Here is a 16,250-nt window from a genome sequence, read left to right on the forward strand (position 1 = left end):
CCGCTTGCGGGAGAGGGAGGGGCCCGTCGGCGTCAGCCGATGGGAGGGTGAGGGAACCCTATCAACTCCCCCTCACTTCCCATACCGCGCCACCACCGGCGCATACAGGTCCCACACCTGCCGGTCACGCACCGACCGCAGCAGCTTCACATATTCGGCATGGCTCCAGGCCAGCGGGGTGGCGCTGTTGGTCCCTTCACCCAACTGATAACCTTTGGGCATCACACCGACCCCGTCCCACACCTGCTCGGGGATCATCATCCCTTCATTGGCGAACTTCTCCATGGCTCGGACATAGGTCATGCGGATGCTGTCCAGATCCGCCGCCGTCACGCCGCCGGGCTTGGCGCTGGCGCGGGCCAGCTCATAATGGCCGCGCTCGCCGGTGAAGATCGGCCAGACACGCCCGCGCTGCCCAACGCCCATGCCACCTTTCAGCTCGCCCGTGCCGTAATTGCCGCCATTGCGGATATCCTCGCCATAGCCGTCATTGCCATAGCGACGCCAGCCGGGATATGTGGCCGGATCGCCCGCGAACTTGAACTCATATTTCACGCGGAAATGGTCGGGAATGGACATGTCGTCCAGTTCAATCAGGCTGTCCAGGATGCTGTCGGCATTGGGCGCCCGCACGCCATAGCGGACCAGTTCGAGGAACCCGCCATCCAGATAGACATTCTCGGTCAGGCCCTGCTGCCCGTTGGCGGCATTCACCGGCCCCTTGTCATTGGGATTGTCGTTCTGGTTGACGCGCAGGAAGTAGCGGCCATTGCCATAGGTGCCGGTCGTCGTGAACATCCGCGCCTCAATGGCGGCATTCATGGCATCTGCGGTCGCGCGATAGGTCTTGGCATCCTCCACCTGCCCCAGCTTGTTGGCGATTTCCGCCGCGCTGATCAGGCCCGCCACGATGGCGGCGGTGGTGGAGGGCGAATGGCCCGGCTGTTCTTCCCAGCGTTCCTGTTGGCTGTTGGGCGGCGTGATGGTTTTGTCGTTCCAATCCAGCCCGATCTTGCCGCCCTTGACCAGGAAGTCCGCCGCCGGCTTCAACATGGTCGGGTACATGGCTTTCAGCGCCGCCTCATCCACCAATCCCGCCTGCCACAGCTTCCAGCCCAGCATGATCGGCATGGCCGTCTGGTCCAACTGCACACCGACCCATTCGATGGTGCCATCGACATGGGTCTTCTGCAGGAACCAGCCATTGGCGCCCGTGTTGCCCTTGGTCTGGGCCGACACCTGCACCGTCTTCAGATAGTTGAAGGCGGCCAGTGGCGTATCCTTGTCGCCCAGCGCCAGCAGCGCCATGGCGCATTGATAGAAATCGCGCGGCCAGACGGCCTTATACCCGGTGGCCAGCTTCTCGGTCGACACCGTATCACCCCACGGCGCCGACAGGGACGCGATCAACGCGCCGGCATAGGTCTTGTCTTCCTGCGCCTTCAACACCAGGGCCGACACAAAGGCCAGGCTGCCGCCATCGGTGGCCATGGCCGCCAGGTCCTTCAGCGGGGCCAGACCCTGGATGTAATCTTCCCAGCCCACGGCCTCGCCCTGGCCGTTGAACTTGGCCAGCGTCGCGGCATATCCGGCTTTCAGGCTGGCATCGGCGACGGCGGTCGCGGCGGCGCGGTCGGCCCCGAACGCCACCACCACATCATAGCTGGCCTCCTGCCCCGCCGTCAGGGTCGGCAGCTCACCCGCCAGCGCCACATTGCCCGACTTGGCACCCGTGGTGTCATAAACGCTAAGCGCCCCATCCCGAAGCAGCTGGCTCAACCCGTCCGACGCGCCGACAAAGCCGACACTGACCTTCACGAACGGCTTATCGGCCTTGATGACCAGCGTGTGCGTGCCCTCCACGGCGTTCAGGGTGCCGCCAACCGTATCGGCCTTGTCATTGCCGCCCGTCCCCGCCATCTGCGGGTCGGCCAGCAGCACGGGCGTGATGCCCGTCTTCAGCGCGCGGAAAATGGTGCGCACGAACAGCGTGTCGCGGTCGGGATCGGTGAAGACATGCTTCTCGATCTCATACCGCCCCTGGCGGTCGCGGTTGACGATCCTGTAGGCCAGCGACAAAGGCCGCCCGGCCGCGTCCTTGTGCAGGTAATCGACATGGGTTTCCATGTCGTCATATTCGGTATGGACGAAGCCGTCGCCCTCCACGGCGAATTGCAGCTCGCGCAGCTGCGCCTCATGGATCATGCCCTGCATCGTCTCGGTGATGACGCCATGGGCCAGGGAGAACCAGACCTTGGACACCGGACCGGTCACGCCGCCATCCTTATACCGGCCATTGACATAGGCCTCGTACGATGTGCCGATCCCATCCTTCCCGGAATAGGAGAAGGTGGGCTTGGCCCCCGGCGCACCCGGCGCCGTCGCGGCCAGGGCGGTGCCGCTCATCAACAGGGCGGCAAGGGTGGTGGCGGTGATGCGCAAGGTCCTGGTCATGTCTCTCCCCAATCCAACCGATTTCAGCCCCGGCTTCATGGCCGTGGCGCTTGTCGTTCATAGATCAGGTATCGACGCTGGTTTTACCGGCTGAATACGTATGTTGTGCGCTGCGAAGCGTGCCGAAATACGTATGCGGGCGGGCGGTACCATGCCGCCCGCCCCTCCCCTCACTTGGTCATGTCCAGCACATAGACCTGCCCGATCTCCACCACCTGTTTGGCACCGGCGATCTGAAAGCCCAGGACGCCCTTGCCGGCATCGATGGCCATGTTGGACCGCATCTTCACCTGATGCAGTTTCCAATCGGGTCCAACCGACAGCATATTGTCACCAAACCCGGCATAGGGGGCGGCGTTCTCCTGCATCCGCAACCCGATGCGCCCCTTACCGTCCGGGGTTTCCGCCGAAATGGTGCGGGCCCAGAAGGCGACCGTGATATCCCGGTCGGGTCCGATGGCGGCGACCAGCGGCACCGACACGCCAATATTGTACGGCTTCTCATCCGCCGCCGGGCTGCTGACCCGCAAAGCATAGCCGCCGCCGGCATCGGGGGTTTCCACCTTGGCATTGCTTTGGTTGACGCCATAGACAGGCCAGTCGATGCTGGACGCATCATTCAGCAGCGTGCCGGGCAGCCCCTGCGGCACCGGCATCCTGATGGATGTGGCCCCGCCGCCGGTGGGGGCCGCCGCCGCCGCCTTCACGCCCATATCCAGAACGAAGATCTGGCCGATCTCCACCACCTGTTTGGCGGCGGCCACCTGAAAGCCCAGAACGGCCTTGCCGGGATCGACGCTGATGCTGGCCTGGGCCTTCACCTCATACATTTTCCATTCCGGGCCGATGGCCAGCATCGTGTCCCCGAACCCGCTATAGGGCGCTTCATTCAGTTGCAGCCGCAGGCCCAGCTTGCCATTGCCGTCCGGCGTCTCGGCAGAGACAGTGCGGGCCCAGAAGGCCACCGTGATGGCCTGTCCCGGCGTGAACCCTGCCGTCAGGGGCACGTTGATACCGATAGTGTGTGCCGCCTCCGATGCAGATGGCGACGTCACCTGCATCGCGGCCCCACCGCCAATGCCCGGCGTCTTCACCCGCTTATTCTTCTGCCCCTGGCCATAGACGGTCCAGTCCAGCACCGTCGGATCATTCATCAATTTGCCCGGCAGTTGCGCCTGCAAGGCCGCCAGGGCCGTCGCATCCGCCATCGCCCGCGTGGGCACAGCAATCCCACCACCCGCCAGCAGGGCAAATGCCACCACCGGCAGGACCCAACGCTTCCCGCACATGTTTCCTCCCTTATCCCGTTCACCGGGTTCTTGGACAGGAACAGTAAAGCCTTCCTTTGCACCTGGATCAATCAAAAATGTGAGCGCTATCATCTATAGCGGGATGCAAACTCATGCTACCCGGCCTTTCCCATAAATAGCGCACCCATGGATACTTGAATATTATGAGAACTTACTTATACAATTTCCACCAAAAATCAGGAACCGGAGGCCGCTTCTGCCCACGGATTTGTCATACATGTCCACCTGTTGGCTGACCACCCTGACAACGCTGGCAATTCTCACCGCCTGCCCAGCCGCTCCACGATGCCGGCATGGCGGCGCAGGTCCAGGCGGTAATTGCGCATGATGAACATGGCGGCCAGGATACCGGCCAGCGGAATAACCCCCATCACCACGCGCAGGCCCGTCTCGGACGCCTCCCCCTGCCCCTTGGTCACGTCAAACCCGTGGAAAACCGCGGCCATCAGCAGGCCTGACAGGCCCAGGGCGGCCTTTTGCAGAAAGGCGGCCAGCCCGAAAATCTTGCCCTCGTCCCGCCGCCGGAACCGCCATTCGCTCCAATCCACGGTATCGGGCAGCATGGCCCAGATGCACACGGCATAGGCGGTATGGCCGGCACAGGAAATGGCCAGCGGAATGAACGCCCCCCAATAGCTCCATTCCGGCATAAGTGCGAATCCGAGAGAGCCGATGGCGAACAAAGTGCCCCCCACCATGAAGCCCGTCAGCTTCTCCGTCCGCCGGATCAACCAGACCCAGAGCGGAACGCACAGAACATTGATGGCCCCGAACAAGGCCATGGCCTGATCGGCGCGGCTCATATCGCCAATGCCATATTTGAAGAAATACAGATAGTTACGGGCCTGCAACGGCACCATGACCTGGGAAATCAGGATACAGAGGTAAAGCTGCACCGTCGGCCCGCCGCGCCGAACCAGGGCCAGGAAGCCCTTCAGATCGTCCCAGAAGCCCTCATCCCGCGCCATGCGCGACGCCGCCACCGGCTGTTCCCGCACGATCAGGAAACACAGGACAAAGGCCACCGCCGATACCGCGCCGATGATGGCGGCAGCGGTCGCATAGCCCTGGGCCCCATCCAGACCCGCGAATTGCCTGGCCAGGACCGGCATCATCCAGGATACCGCCGCCCCGCCCAGGAACGCGAACTGCATGCGCCATCCCGTAAGCGACGTACGCTCGTCGGCGTTACTGGTCATGCGGGCCGACAGGCTGGAATAGGGGATGGCCACCACGGTGTAGGTGGTGCGCAACAGCATATGCGTGGCCAGCCCGTACATCACCGCCGCCGGGCCTGTGAAGCCGGGTGCCGTGAAGGCCAGGGCCAGACTGGCCGCCAGCGGCACCGCGCCAAACAGCAGATAGGGCCGGTGGCTGCCCCATCGCCCGCGCGTGCGGTCGGCGATCAGGCCCATGATCGGGTCGGTGATCCCGTCCCACAGGGCCGCCACAAAGAAGGTGACGCCCGCCCAGATGGGCGAAATCCCCATGATCTCTGTCTGGAAAAAGGTCAGGAACAGGCCCATCCCCTGCCAATGCAGGTTCAGACCGAAATCCCCCAGCCCATAGCCGAATTTCCGGCCCAGGCTCAACGTGCCAGCCTTACTCTCCAACGGCTTGTCCTCCCAGGGACGCCCCGGTAGCGGTGGTTTCCACCTGTCTCCGGGACTTCTTGTTAGTCATCACTGAACATGCTTGGCCCCATTCTGCCAAGAACGTTTACGAAATTACCCGATCCACCCCCTTTTCTTGTTGCATCATTACGGGTTTCGGCAGAAAACAAACCGTTCATGCAAAACGGTGTCGACAGCGTTGTCAATTTCTGCGACATGTCGGGACAAAATCAAAACGATGGGAGGTCGCCTTGGCGCAGTCCGGTCCTATTGCCGCATCCGGGGGGGACGGTACGTTCCCGGTGGCCCGTTCGATGCTGCCTTTCACCTTCATGCTGTTCTTCGTCGTGGGTTTCGTGACCGTTCTGGTCGATCCGCTGGTGGCGAAGTTCAAGGCGGCCTTCAGCCTGGGCTATGCCGAGGCGATGCTGACGCAGTTCTGCTATTTCCTGGCCTATTTCCTGATCTCTCTGCCGGCCAGCCGCGTGCTTGACCGTCTGGGCTATCTGCGCGGCGCCATTGTCGGCTTCGTCACGGTCGGCTTTGGCATCTTGCTGTTCGTGCCCGCCATCGAGATTGCGCAATATTGGGTGTTCCTGTTGGCCCTGTTCATCATCGCCACCGGCGTGACGATGATCCAGGTGGTGATGAACCCGCTGACCTCGGGCCTGGGCTCGCCGGAAACGGCGCCGCAGCGCCTGACCCTGGCGCAGGCCTTCAATTCGGTTGCCACCTTCATCGGCCCGCTGCTGGCCGGCGCCATCATCTTTGATGCCGTGACGGAGGTTGTGCCCGCCGGTGAGGGGTCGGCCACTACCATGCTGCGCGTTCTGGAAACGCCCTGCATCGTGCTGGCCGGCATGATGTTCGCGGTGGCCGCCTTGTTCTGGGCGCTGCGCGGCAAGGAAAAGGTGGTGCGTCGTGAAACCGCCCATTGGCACATGCCATCCTTGAAGGAAAATCCGCGTCTGGCCTTCGGCGCGCTCTGCATCTTCGTCTATGTCGGTGCGGAAGTGGCCATCGGCTCGCTGATGATCAATTACTTAGGCTTGGAAAGCACCCTGGGCCTGACCGAGGAACAGGCGACCAAGTATCTCGCCTTCTACTGGGGCGGGGCCATGGTCGGCCGTTTCATCGGGTCCGCCGCCATGTCGAAGATCGCGCCGTCCCGCGTGCTGGGCTTCTGCGCCATCATGACCACTGTGCTGGCCGCCATCTCCGGCTTCACCACGGGTCCGGTTTCTGCCTATAGCGCCATCGCCATCGGCCTGTTCAACTCCATCATGTTCCCCACCATCTTCTCACTTTCGGTGAAGGATATGGACGACCAGACGCCCGCCGCGTCTGGCTTGCTCTGCCTGTCCATCGTGGGTGGGGCGGTGATCCCGGTGCTGACGGGCCTGTTTGCCGATGCCACCAACCTGCATTTGTCCATGATCGTGCCGGTTGCCTGCTATCTGGTGATCGTGGCCTTTGGCCTGAAATGCACCAACGGTTCGCTGGAAAACGGCATCGGCCGCATCCGCTGACCGGGTCCGGGCTGTCCTGGTGGCGGGGTCTTCCAACCCCGCCACCTTTGCGGCTTTTGACAGTGGACCCGGCAACCGAATAAGCAGACAATTGCACCGGTCAAACCGGGAGATTCAGTGAAAATGGCGCAGTCGCATCGCAAGCCGACGATCAACGACGTCGCGGCCCTGGCCGAGGTGTCGATCAAGACCGTCAGCCGCGTGATGAACAAGGAACCGAACGTCCGCGACGTGGTGCGTCAGCGGGTGCAGGCGGCTATCACGCAGCTGGGCTATCAGCCCTCCCTGTCGGCGCGCAGCCTGGCCGGCGAACGCTCCTTCCTGATCGGCCATTTCTATGGCGATACCGGCGGCCAGTACACGCACGATATTCAGCTGGGCATGCTGAACCGTTGCCGCGCGGCGGGCTACCATCTGCTGATCGAGGAAATTGCCTATAACGCCCCGGATGTGGAGGAACGCGCCGCCGCCCTGGTCAATCAGGTGCGGATGGCCGGCGTGGTTCTGACCCCGCCCGTCACCGACAATCCCATCGTGCTGAATGTGCTGCAACGCGCCGGCGTGCCCTATGTCCGCATCGCGCCTGACCGCGATATCGACACCTCGCCCATCGTTCGCATCGACGAATGGAAGGCCACGCGCGACCTGACCGAACATCTGATCAATCTGGGCCACAGGCGCATCGGCTTCATCAAGGGCAAGGCGCAGCATGCTGCCACGCGCCTGCGCTATGCCGGCTTCTGCGAGGCGCTGGCCGATCACGGTCTGGCCCCCATGCCCGACCTGATCGAGGTGGGTGAATTCAACTACGCCTCCGCCCTGCCCGCCGCCACGCGCCTGCTGGAACGGGCCGACCGGCCTACGGCCATCCTGGCGTCGAACGATGAAATGGCCGCCGCCACCCTGGCCGTGGCGCATGGCATGGGCATCACCGTGCCCGAACAGCTTTCGGTGGTCGGGTTCGATGACATGCCCATCGCCAGCATGGTCTGGCCACAGCTGGTGACTATCCGCCAGCCCGTGATCCAGATGGCAGAGGCCGCCGCCGACATTCTTCTGGAACTCATCAAGCGCAAGGATGCGGGCGTGTGGGAGAACCCCATGCCCCACCGGCAGCTTGACCATTCCCTGATCATCCGTGGGTCCACCGGCCCGGCCCCCGGCCAGCCCGGTGCAGCATTGCGCCCCGTGCGCAGTGCCTGATCCATCGTCAAACCACACTTACCTCCGCCTGCCTGGAACGACACCATGACCGACGGTACCGCCCCCTTCCTGATCGCCGATATCGGCGGCACCAATGCCCGCTTCGCCCTGGTTGGGCCGGCTGGCGCCCCCTATAATGAGCAGGTGCTGCGCTGCGCCGATTATCCCACCTTGCAGGATGCGGCCTTCACCTATCTGAAGATGCAGGATCTGGTGGGCAAGGTGCAGGTTGCCACCTTCGCCGTCGCCTCGCCCGTGACGGGCGACCTGATCCGCATGACCAATCTGGCCTGGGAATTCTCGATCAAGGCCGTGGCCCATGATCTGGGTCTGGCCCGCCTTGACCTGATCAACGACTTCACCGCCGTGGCACTGGGCATCCCGGAACTGAAACCGGAAGATTACGTGCAGGTGGGCGAGGGCGATCCCGTTGCCGGCGCGCCCATCGCCGTGCTGGGGCCGGGCTCTGGCCTGGGCGTATCGGCCCTGGTGCCTGACAGCGCTGGTCATTTCACAGCACTGGCGACAGAGGGCGGGCATGTCACCATGGCCCCCATCACCGACCGCGAAAGTGCCGTCCTGGGACAGTTGCGCAAGCAGTTCGAACATGTCTCCGCCGAACGCCTTGTCTGCGGCCCCGGCCTCGTGAACCTTTATGAGACGCTGTGCTTCCTGGACGGGGTGGAACCTGAAAAGCTGACCGCCGCCGAAATCTCCGACCGGGCCGTGGGCAAGCGCGACGCGATTTGCGTGGAGGCGCTGGACATGTTCTGCGCCATGCTGGGGTCCGTGGCCGGCAACCTCGCCTTGTCGCTGGGCTCTAGAGGCGGCGTCTTCATCGCCGGCGGCATCATCCCCCGCTTCATGGCCTGGTTCCAGCACAGCCGCTTCCGCAAGCGCTTCGTGGAAAAGGGCCGCATGCGCGCCTTCCTCGGCCCCATCCCCACCTATGTCGTGACCCACCCCTACCCGGCCTTCCTGGGCCTCGCCGCCCATGTGCGGCGGGTGGGGCGGTAACCGGAATTCCGCGCCGCTCACCCGGCGCGGATCGTCTCCAACGCCTTGACCAGCAGCGTCACGTTGCTGGTCGGCTTCCTTGATCCGGGCCTGTCGAAGGAAGCCAGCCACCGGTCTATCGCCCCCGACCTTTCCAGCGCCTGCCCCTCTCCCGTAAGATCGCTGAGCATAATGACCGTCTCCTCTAAAGACACATCGGCGAGGTCCCTGGCGACGAGTCCGTTTCCAATCAGGAATGACCGCAGGGCGGCATAGATTTGCCGGGTCCGGGAATACCAGCCCTCATCCATGATCCAGATGGCCGGGTCGTCAGGATGCTGCCGTTTCACGACCCGTGACAACGTCGCAGGCATATCCATCACGGAGTAATCGACGCTCACCGCTCCTCCGAATAAGGCTGTGTGACAGCGGTGTGTGACGTCACACCCAGACCGTTGTTCCCTCACTCTCCCAAACGCTACCGCGTTCGGGCCCCTCCCTCTCCCGCAAGCGGGCGAGGGGCTAAATCTTCACCCCTCGCCCACGAAGGTGGGAGAGGGAGGGGCCTATTGACGCCAGTCAATGGGAGGGTGAGGGCAACCCCCGACAGGGTAAACCCTACCCCGCCACCCCCATCGACACGATGAACACCACAAAGGTAATGCTGGTCATCAGCGTGATGAACAGCAGCGCCACGGTCCGCCACAGCGCCCCGAAATTGGACAGGCGATAGGTGCCGCGCAGCTGAAAGAACATGTGTACCGGTGGCGCCAGCAGGATCAGTGCGGCGATCGTCCCCTCCCATGTCGGCAGGAACTTGATCACCAGCGAGATGACGATGAACAGCAGCGACATGAAGGACAGGGAATAGAGCGAGAAGATGGCATGGTCATACATGGCCACGCCGCGCTTCCAGAAGAACAGCAGCCATAGGAACGGCAGGGAGATGGGGATCAGCAGCCAGGAGAACTTATAGGCCGTATTCTGCATCTTATAGAGCAGCAGTTCCGGATTCTTCAGCTTCTTCTTGATCTTGGCCTCAAGCTCCGGACTGCCGATATTGATATTCAGATCCTCTTCAAAGTTCCGGGTCAGAATATCCGACAGGTTCTCGGTGGTGACAGGGCCATTGGTGACGACCTTGGGCAGGTCGGGCACACCCGGCTTTTCGCCCGGCTTGGGCGGTGTCGGGGGCGCGATGGCCACACCGGCGGCGGCCAGGGCGGCATCGATGGCGTCCACCGATTTCTGCGCCGTTACCAGGCGCCGCTGCGCCCGGTCGCGCTGCTTCGTCTCGGCCTTCACATCCTCGCCAGCGCCCAGCGCCTGGGCCAGTTCCGCCTCCGCCTCCGCCAGATCGGCCCGCGCCTCCTCCACCCCCTGACGGGCATGGGTCAGGGCCTCGCGCTGTTCCTCCACGGGTACGGCCACCGGCACATTTGTGCTGATGCCCAGCAGGGAGAAACTCATGAACATCACGAAGACGGAGAACAGGAACATGGCCATGGGCGTGACATAGCGCGCCCGGTGGCCATGGATATAATCATAGGTCAGTTTGCCGGGCTTGAACGCCAGCAGCGGCAGGGTGCGCCAGGCCTTGCTGTCGAAATGCAGGATGCCGTGGAAGAATTCCTCCACGATATGCAGCATGGACCGGTGCAGATGCCCCGCCTGACCACAGGCGTGACAGAAGCTGCCGGTCAGTTTGGTGCCGCAATTGGCACAAGCGCCATGGGCACCGTGCCCATGCCGGCCACTCTCCCCCTCAATGGCCGCCGCCGCCAGGCCAGCCGTGGCCATGGCGCCCACAGATTCGATCCCGTCGCTCATGCAATCCCCCCTCACCCACAACGCGCAGGGTGCAGGGAAAGCCCTTGAAGATCAAGGACCAGCGTGGGGCGGCGTCCGTCTACATCACCGTTCAGCTCACCTTAGGGTCCAGCTCGACCTCCTGCCCCTCGCGCAGCCGTTCCGCCCCGCGCACGACCATACGGTCGCCGTCGCGGACATCGCCCGTCACCTGCACCCAGTCGCCGATGCTGGTGCCGGTCTTCACCGCCACGCGCTCGGCCTTGTTCTGGGCATTGACCCGGAACAGCCAGGTGCCGTCCCCGCGCAGGACCAGGGCGTCGCGATGCACCGCCACCACCTGTTCGGCGGTGGCGGACGGCAGGCCGACCTTGACCGCCGACCCGACGATCCAGTTCGCCTCCCCGCGCGGCAGGGCCACCCGCACCTCGAAGGTGCGCGACTGCGCCTCGCCGATGCCGATGATGCGCGTCACCTTGCCCTGGGCCGGCTGCCCTTCAACATCCAGGGAAACGCTGATCCCCTCGCTCAGGTGGCGGGCGATGGAAACCGGCGCCTGGGCGCGCACCTCCACCTGATCTACGGCCACCAGACGCGCGACCTTCGCGCCGGGGGCGGAATATTCACCGACCTCCAGCATGCGCTCGGCCACCTGACCGGCGAACGGCGCCTTCACCACGGTGCGTTCGATCTCCAGGGCGGTGCGGTCGCGGCTGGCCTGGGCGCGGACCAGATCCTGGGCCAGCACGTCGCGGCGGCTATTGGCCTCCTCCAGCTTGACGATGGTCGCGGTACCGCGCTCGGCCAATTGCCGCTGCCGCTCCACCTCGCGCTCCTGAAAGGTCAGCTGGCTTTGCAGGCTCTTGATCTGCGCCTCATACTGGCGCAGCTCCAGGCGCAGCAGCCGGTCATCAACCCGCGCCAGGGCCTCGCCCGCCGCCAGCTTGGTGCCGGCTTCGGCCACCCAGGTCACCCGCCCCGACACTTCCGCCGCCACATCCGCATCCTGGCGCGACATCACGCTGCCCGGCACCTGCAGCACCGGCGCCATCTGCCGCAGGCTGGCCGCCTCCACCTTCACCTTGGCGGCGGGCGCCGGCGCCTGCTGCGCTGCCGCCGACAGGGCCATGGTGGACAGCAGCAGCAGGGCCGCAAGCGGGCGATGGAAAGCGTTCATGATCTCAGGCTCCCTTCGATGGGGGAATATTGAACCCTTGTAATCAAAACCCCGTAACATGCGGGTTTCGATATGTAACGGGCGTGTAAAGGTGGGCAATCGGCACAAGTGATTATTTTGTAGCGCGGATTAGGCGGAGCCGTAATCCGCGGAACGCCGTCAACATGGCCCCGCGGATTACGCTGCGCTAATCCGCGCTACTCCGCCGCCAGCCGCGTCACCTTCTGCCCATAATCCGGCGCCGGCTCCGCCACTGCCTTGTCCTTCTCGCCCAGCCGCAGCAAGGCCGGCAGCAGCAGAAGCGTGAACACCGTCGACACCGCCAGCCCACCGGTCAGCACGGCGGCAATGCCGCGATAGATGACGCTGCCCTCGCCCGGCACCACGATCATCGGACCCATGCCGGCGATGGTGGTCAGCGTGCCCATGAAGATCGGCTGGATGCGCGACCGCAGGGCCTGGTGCACGGCCTCCGCCCTGCCCTTGCCTTCGGCCTCGCACATGCGCGTCTCATCGACCAGCAGGATGGCATTGTTGACCACAATGCCCAGCAGGATGATGAAGCCGATCATGGTCAGCAGGTCCAGCGGCTGGAACGTGAACAGGTTGGTGAAATCCAGCAGCGCCAGCCCGCCCACGGTCGCCAGCGGGATGGAGATCATCACCATGGCGCTGTCCTTGGCCGACTTGAACAACAGCGCCATCAGCAAGAACAGCAGACCCAGCGCGATGATGAAGTTCTTGCCCATGGCCGCGACGGTAGCGTCCAGCCGGTCCGCCGACCCGCCATAGCGCAAGGTGCCATCCGCCGGCAGGAAGGCGCGCAGCTGCGGTTCGATATCCCGCTTCAACATCACCATCACATCCTCCAGGGCGATATTCTCGCCGGGCTGAAGGTTGAGCGTGATGGTACGGCGGCCATCGACACGGGTGATGCCGGACGGCCCAACCTCACGGGAAACAGTGACCAGCTGGCCCAGCGGCACCACGGTGCCCGACGGTGTCGCCACCGGCACATTCTCCAGCTCCTCCGGCCCCGTCCATTCCGGTGAGCGCAGGATGATGTCCAGCCGGTTCTGCCCGTCAAAATGCTCACCCAGCCACAACCCGTCGCCCAGCGCCCGGACCACCTGTCCCACCTGTACGCGGGTCCAGCCCACTTCGGAGATGCGGCGGTCATTGGGCATGACGGTCAGCTGCGGCTGCGCCATTTCCGGGTTGGGGTTGGACCAGGATTGCACATCCGGCAGCTTTTCGCGCAACAGCGCCAGGCCCTTTGACGCCGCCTCCGACAGGGCCGCCGGATCGCTGGATTGCAGCAGGATGGAGACATTGCCCTCCGCGCCCAGGCCACCGAACAGATTGCCGCGGTTGGGGAAGCCCTGCACATCGGGGAATCCCGCCAGGATCTCGTTCTTGACGATCCCCATCATCTCGTCCAGCCGGTCGGGGTCTTCCAGGCGCACCGCGATGGACCCGCCGCCCGGCCAGCCGATGAAGTAGAAATTCTTGGCCTTGGGCTGCTTCTCGCCCGTGTAATAGGGCATGAAGCGGTCGACCACGACCTTGGCCACCTCCTCCTTCGCCAGATCGACCGAGGTGCCGACGGGGAAGTTCAGGAAGGCGTCGACACTGTCGCGCTTCACGGGCGGCAGGTAGGACATGGACGGGAACAGCAGGTACGACCCGCCCAGCGACACCACGACCAGCCCCACGATAACGGCGGCGCGGCGTCTGTTTGTGGCGGTCAGGTCCATGATCTTCAAGGACAGCCATTCCACCCACCGCGCCTCACCGCCCATGCGCGGCGTCACCTTCATCAGCTTGGCCGCCGCCACCGGCAGCACCGTGGCACAGACGATCAGGCTGATCGTGACACCGACCGCGATGGTCAGCGCCAGATCGGCGAAGATCTGCCCCTCCACCTCGCGCATGAACACGATGGGCACAAAGGTGATGACGGTGGTCGCGGCGGAAGCGAACAGGGCGGAAATGACGCGCCGCGTGCCCTCATGGCTGGCCTCGTCATTGCCCATGCCCCGGTCGCGCATGCGCACGATGTTTTCCAGCACCACGATGGCGCTGTCGATCACCATGCCCACCGCAAAGGCCAGCCCCGCCAGGGAGATGACATTGATCGACCGCCCCGTGATGGCCAGCACCGCGAACAGCGACAGCAGCGAGATGGGAATGGTCATGGCGACCAGCAGCGTCAGCTGCGTACGCCGCAGGAACAGCCACAGCACCGCCACGGCCAGCAGAATGCCCGACAGAAGATTGCCGGACAGCAGGCCGATGGCGCTCTCGATATAGACGGACGGATCGAAGCTCTGATTATTGGTCAGGCCCTTGGCCTTCATCTCCCCATCGCGCAGTTCCGCCATCAGCTCCTTGACCTGGGTCAGGGTGGCCAGAACATTGGCGCCTTCGCGGCGGATGACGCGCAGGCCGATGGCCTCGTTGCCATTCTGGAACGCATATTGCCACTGCCGGCCCAGTTGCACCTTCACCTCGGCCACATCGCCCAGCTTCACCGGGCGCCCATCGCGCCATTCCAGGACCAGATCGCTGAACTGTTCGGGCTTGAACCGGCCCTTGTAGCGGACGGTATAGATGCGCCGTCCATCATCGACAAAGCCGCCCGTCACATCCTGCGCCCGACCGACCAGACCCGACACGGTGGGGATGGTGATGCCGTACTGCGCCATCTTGAACGGGTCGAAGATGATCTGCACTTCCTGCTGCGGCGCCTCGGCCTGTCCGCCGAAATCCACCCGCGCCACGCCCTGGATCGCCTCGATCCGGGGGATCACATCCTCGATGAGGTAATGATAATGGTCGGTCAGGGCGCCGGGTGTGCCCGGCATCTTCTGCACGAAATAATAGATCAGGGTCTCATTGGCATTGTCGCCCCCGCCTATGATCAGGCGCGGCGGATCGGCATCGGCAGGGCGCGAGGGGATGCGGTTCAGCCGGCTGATGACATCCAGCATGGTCTGCTGCATGTCGGTCTTGGCATCAAACTCCAGGCTGACGAACGCCCCACCGGGATTGGCAAAGCCCTGCATCTCGGTCACACCGGGCAGGCCCTTCATCACATCCTCGATGGGCTCCAGGATCTCGCTCTCCACCTCCTGCGGAGACGCGGCGCGCCACGACGCCTCAATGCCCAGCGTGGGCTGCTTGACCTCAGGAAACAGCTGCACCGGCAAGGTCAGGATCGACCAGACCCCCAACCCCACCACCAGCAGCACCGAAACCGCCAGCGCCGCCGGATTGCGCAAACCCAGCTTGATGACATCCATGACCAACCCCTGTCCGTTCGGGACCTGCCGAAGGGGCGGTTACAGCCGTCCGAAAACCGACCCGCCCATGTGATCACCATAGGCGGGACCGTGTAACCTGTCCGTTGGGCTTGGTTAATGGATGGTAGGGATTTGTAACGGGCTGTTACAGGGGGGCTTTGGGGCCGGGAGCGGACGGGCGGATTTTCGATCAGGTCACGGAGAAAGCAGACATTACCCACTTATTCGCGAATATATATGAAATTTTTCTCTCTGATTAACGAGCGCGGTGTTCTTTGCCACCTGCGATCTCATTCCCGATCAATCGAAATCCTGGTCGACGTAGCTATCCGGATAGCCGCGCGCGAGCGAAAAAAACGCAGCGTCGCCCTCACTGTGCACGGCCATAACATGGTCCGGGCCAAGTGGCTGAGTTGTGTAGAGATCGAAGGCACTCATGTCCGGCATCGCACCGACCATCCGGCCATAGGTTGCCACGACGGCTTTGGCAGCGGCACAGGTGTGGCGCGAATGGCGAAGCGGCATGGCCAGCTCAAGCACCCGCGGCGTTCCTAGACCCTTCAACAGTTTCTGGAGCTCGGGATCGCGTTGCCAAAAATAGGCGGATTCGCCGCCCCAGCTTTCCAGTAATACCGCAACCCCGCTGTAATCAATCGCGATCGGATGCGAAACCATCCAGAACTTGTTCGAGCGTGCCTCGAGTTGCTCAGTTTGGAACGGGCTGTCCGCGAACAATCGGTCGGCGACCTCCCGACTGAACGCCCCCGCGGCGACCATTGCCGAGAAGCGAGTGCGGATGCTAGTGCAATGACGCTGACAAAGGATTCACAAGATGGCGTCGATGTGAGAATCTG

Annotated in this window: 11 protein-coding genes; 3 read left to right on the top strand and 8 right to left on the bottom strand. The window is 63.6% G+C overall.

Features of this window, described 5'->3' with window-relative positions:
• Window positions 1-72: 72 nt before the first annotated feature.
• From ACODSP_RS27475 to ACODSP_RS27485, 3 genes are all read right to left on the bottom strand, one after another.
• Window positions 73-2,454, bottom strand: coding sequence for a glucan 1,4-alpha-glucosidase (locus ACODSP_RS27475; RefSeq protein WP_488968699.1), 2,382 nt, complete (start codon window positions 2,452-2,454; stop codon window positions 73-75).
• A gap of 170 nt (window positions 2,455-2,624) precedes the next feature.
• Window positions 2,625-3,743, bottom strand: a complete 1,119-nt coding sequence (locus ACODSP_RS27480) for a hypothetical protein (protein WP_488968700.1) — start codon at window positions 3,741-3,743, stop codon at window positions 2,625-2,627.
• 281 nt (window positions 3,744-4,024) lie between these two features.
• Entirely contained in the window at window positions 4,025-5,377 is a 1,353-nt protein-coding gene (locus ACODSP_RS27485) for an MFS transporter (protein WP_488968701.1), read from the bottom strand.
• A 314-nt stretch (window positions 5,378-5,691) separates the two neighbouring features.
• Here ACODSP_RS27485 and ACODSP_RS27490 point away from each other — a divergent pair, with 314 nt between their 5' ends.
• The 3 genes from ACODSP_RS27490 to ACODSP_RS27500 all read left to right on the top strand — a co-directional run bounded on the left by ACODSP_RS27490 (window position 5,692) and on the right by ACODSP_RS27500 (window position 9,126).
• Window positions 5,692-6,906 (top strand): sugar MFS transporter, encoded by a 1,215-nt coding sequence (locus ACODSP_RS27490; protein ID WP_488968702.1) that lies wholly within the window; start codon window positions 5,692-5,694, stop codon window positions 6,904-6,906.
• A gap of 123 nt (window positions 6,907-7,029) precedes the next feature.
• Window positions 7,030-8,109, top strand: a complete 1,080-nt coding sequence (locus ACODSP_RS27495) for a LacI family DNA-binding transcriptional regulator (protein WP_488968703.1) — start codon at window positions 7,030-7,032, stop codon at window positions 8,107-8,109.
• 45 nt (window positions 8,110-8,154) lie between these two features.
• Entirely contained in the window at window positions 8,155-9,126 is a 972-nt protein-coding gene (locus ACODSP_RS27500) for a glucokinase (RefSeq protein WP_488968704.1), read from the top strand.
• A gap of 17 nt (window positions 9,127-9,143) precedes the next feature.
• Here ACODSP_RS27500 and ACODSP_RS27505 read toward each other — a convergent pair whose 3' ends face one another.
• The 5 genes from ACODSP_RS27505 to ACODSP_RS27525 all read right to left on the bottom strand — a co-directional run bounded on the left by ACODSP_RS27505 (window position 9,144) and on the right by ACODSP_RS27525 (window position 16,131).
• Window positions 9,144-9,506: a hypothetical protein gene (locus tag ACODSP_RS27505; RefSeq protein WP_488968705.1), complete on the bottom strand. Its 363-nt coding sequence runs from the start codon at window positions 9,504-9,506 to the stop codon at window positions 9,144-9,146.
• Window positions 9,507-9,723: 217 nt separating this feature from the next.
• The gene (locus ACODSP_RS27510) at window positions 9,724-10,935 is read right to left on the bottom strand and encodes a DUF3667 domain-containing protein (RefSeq protein WP_488968706.1); all 1,212 of its coding nucleotides are present in this window, start codon (window positions 10,933-10,935) and stop codon (window positions 9,724-9,726) included.
• 91 nt (window positions 10,936-11,026) lie between these two features.
• A complete protein-coding gene (locus ACODSP_RS27515; protein ID WP_488968707.1) occupies window positions 11,027-12,091 on the bottom strand; it encodes an efflux RND transporter periplasmic adaptor subunit in 1,065 nt (354 codons plus the stop codon).
• 197 nt (window positions 12,092-12,288) lie between these two features.
• On the bottom strand, window positions 12,289-15,396 hold the full coding sequence (locus tag ACODSP_RS27520; protein ID WP_488968708.1) for an efflux RND transporter permease subunit: 3,108 nt from the start codon (window positions 15,394-15,396) through the stop codon (window positions 12,289-12,291).
• 300 nt (window positions 15,397-15,696) lie between these two features.
• Window positions 15,697-16,131: a hypothetical protein gene (locus ACODSP_RS27525; protein WP_488968709.1), complete on the bottom strand. Its 435-nt coding sequence runs from the start codon at window positions 16,129-16,131 to the stop codon at window positions 15,697-15,699.
• Window positions 16,132-16,250: the final 119 nt, after the last annotated feature.

The organism is Niveispirillum sp. FG156 (assembly GCF_057809555.1).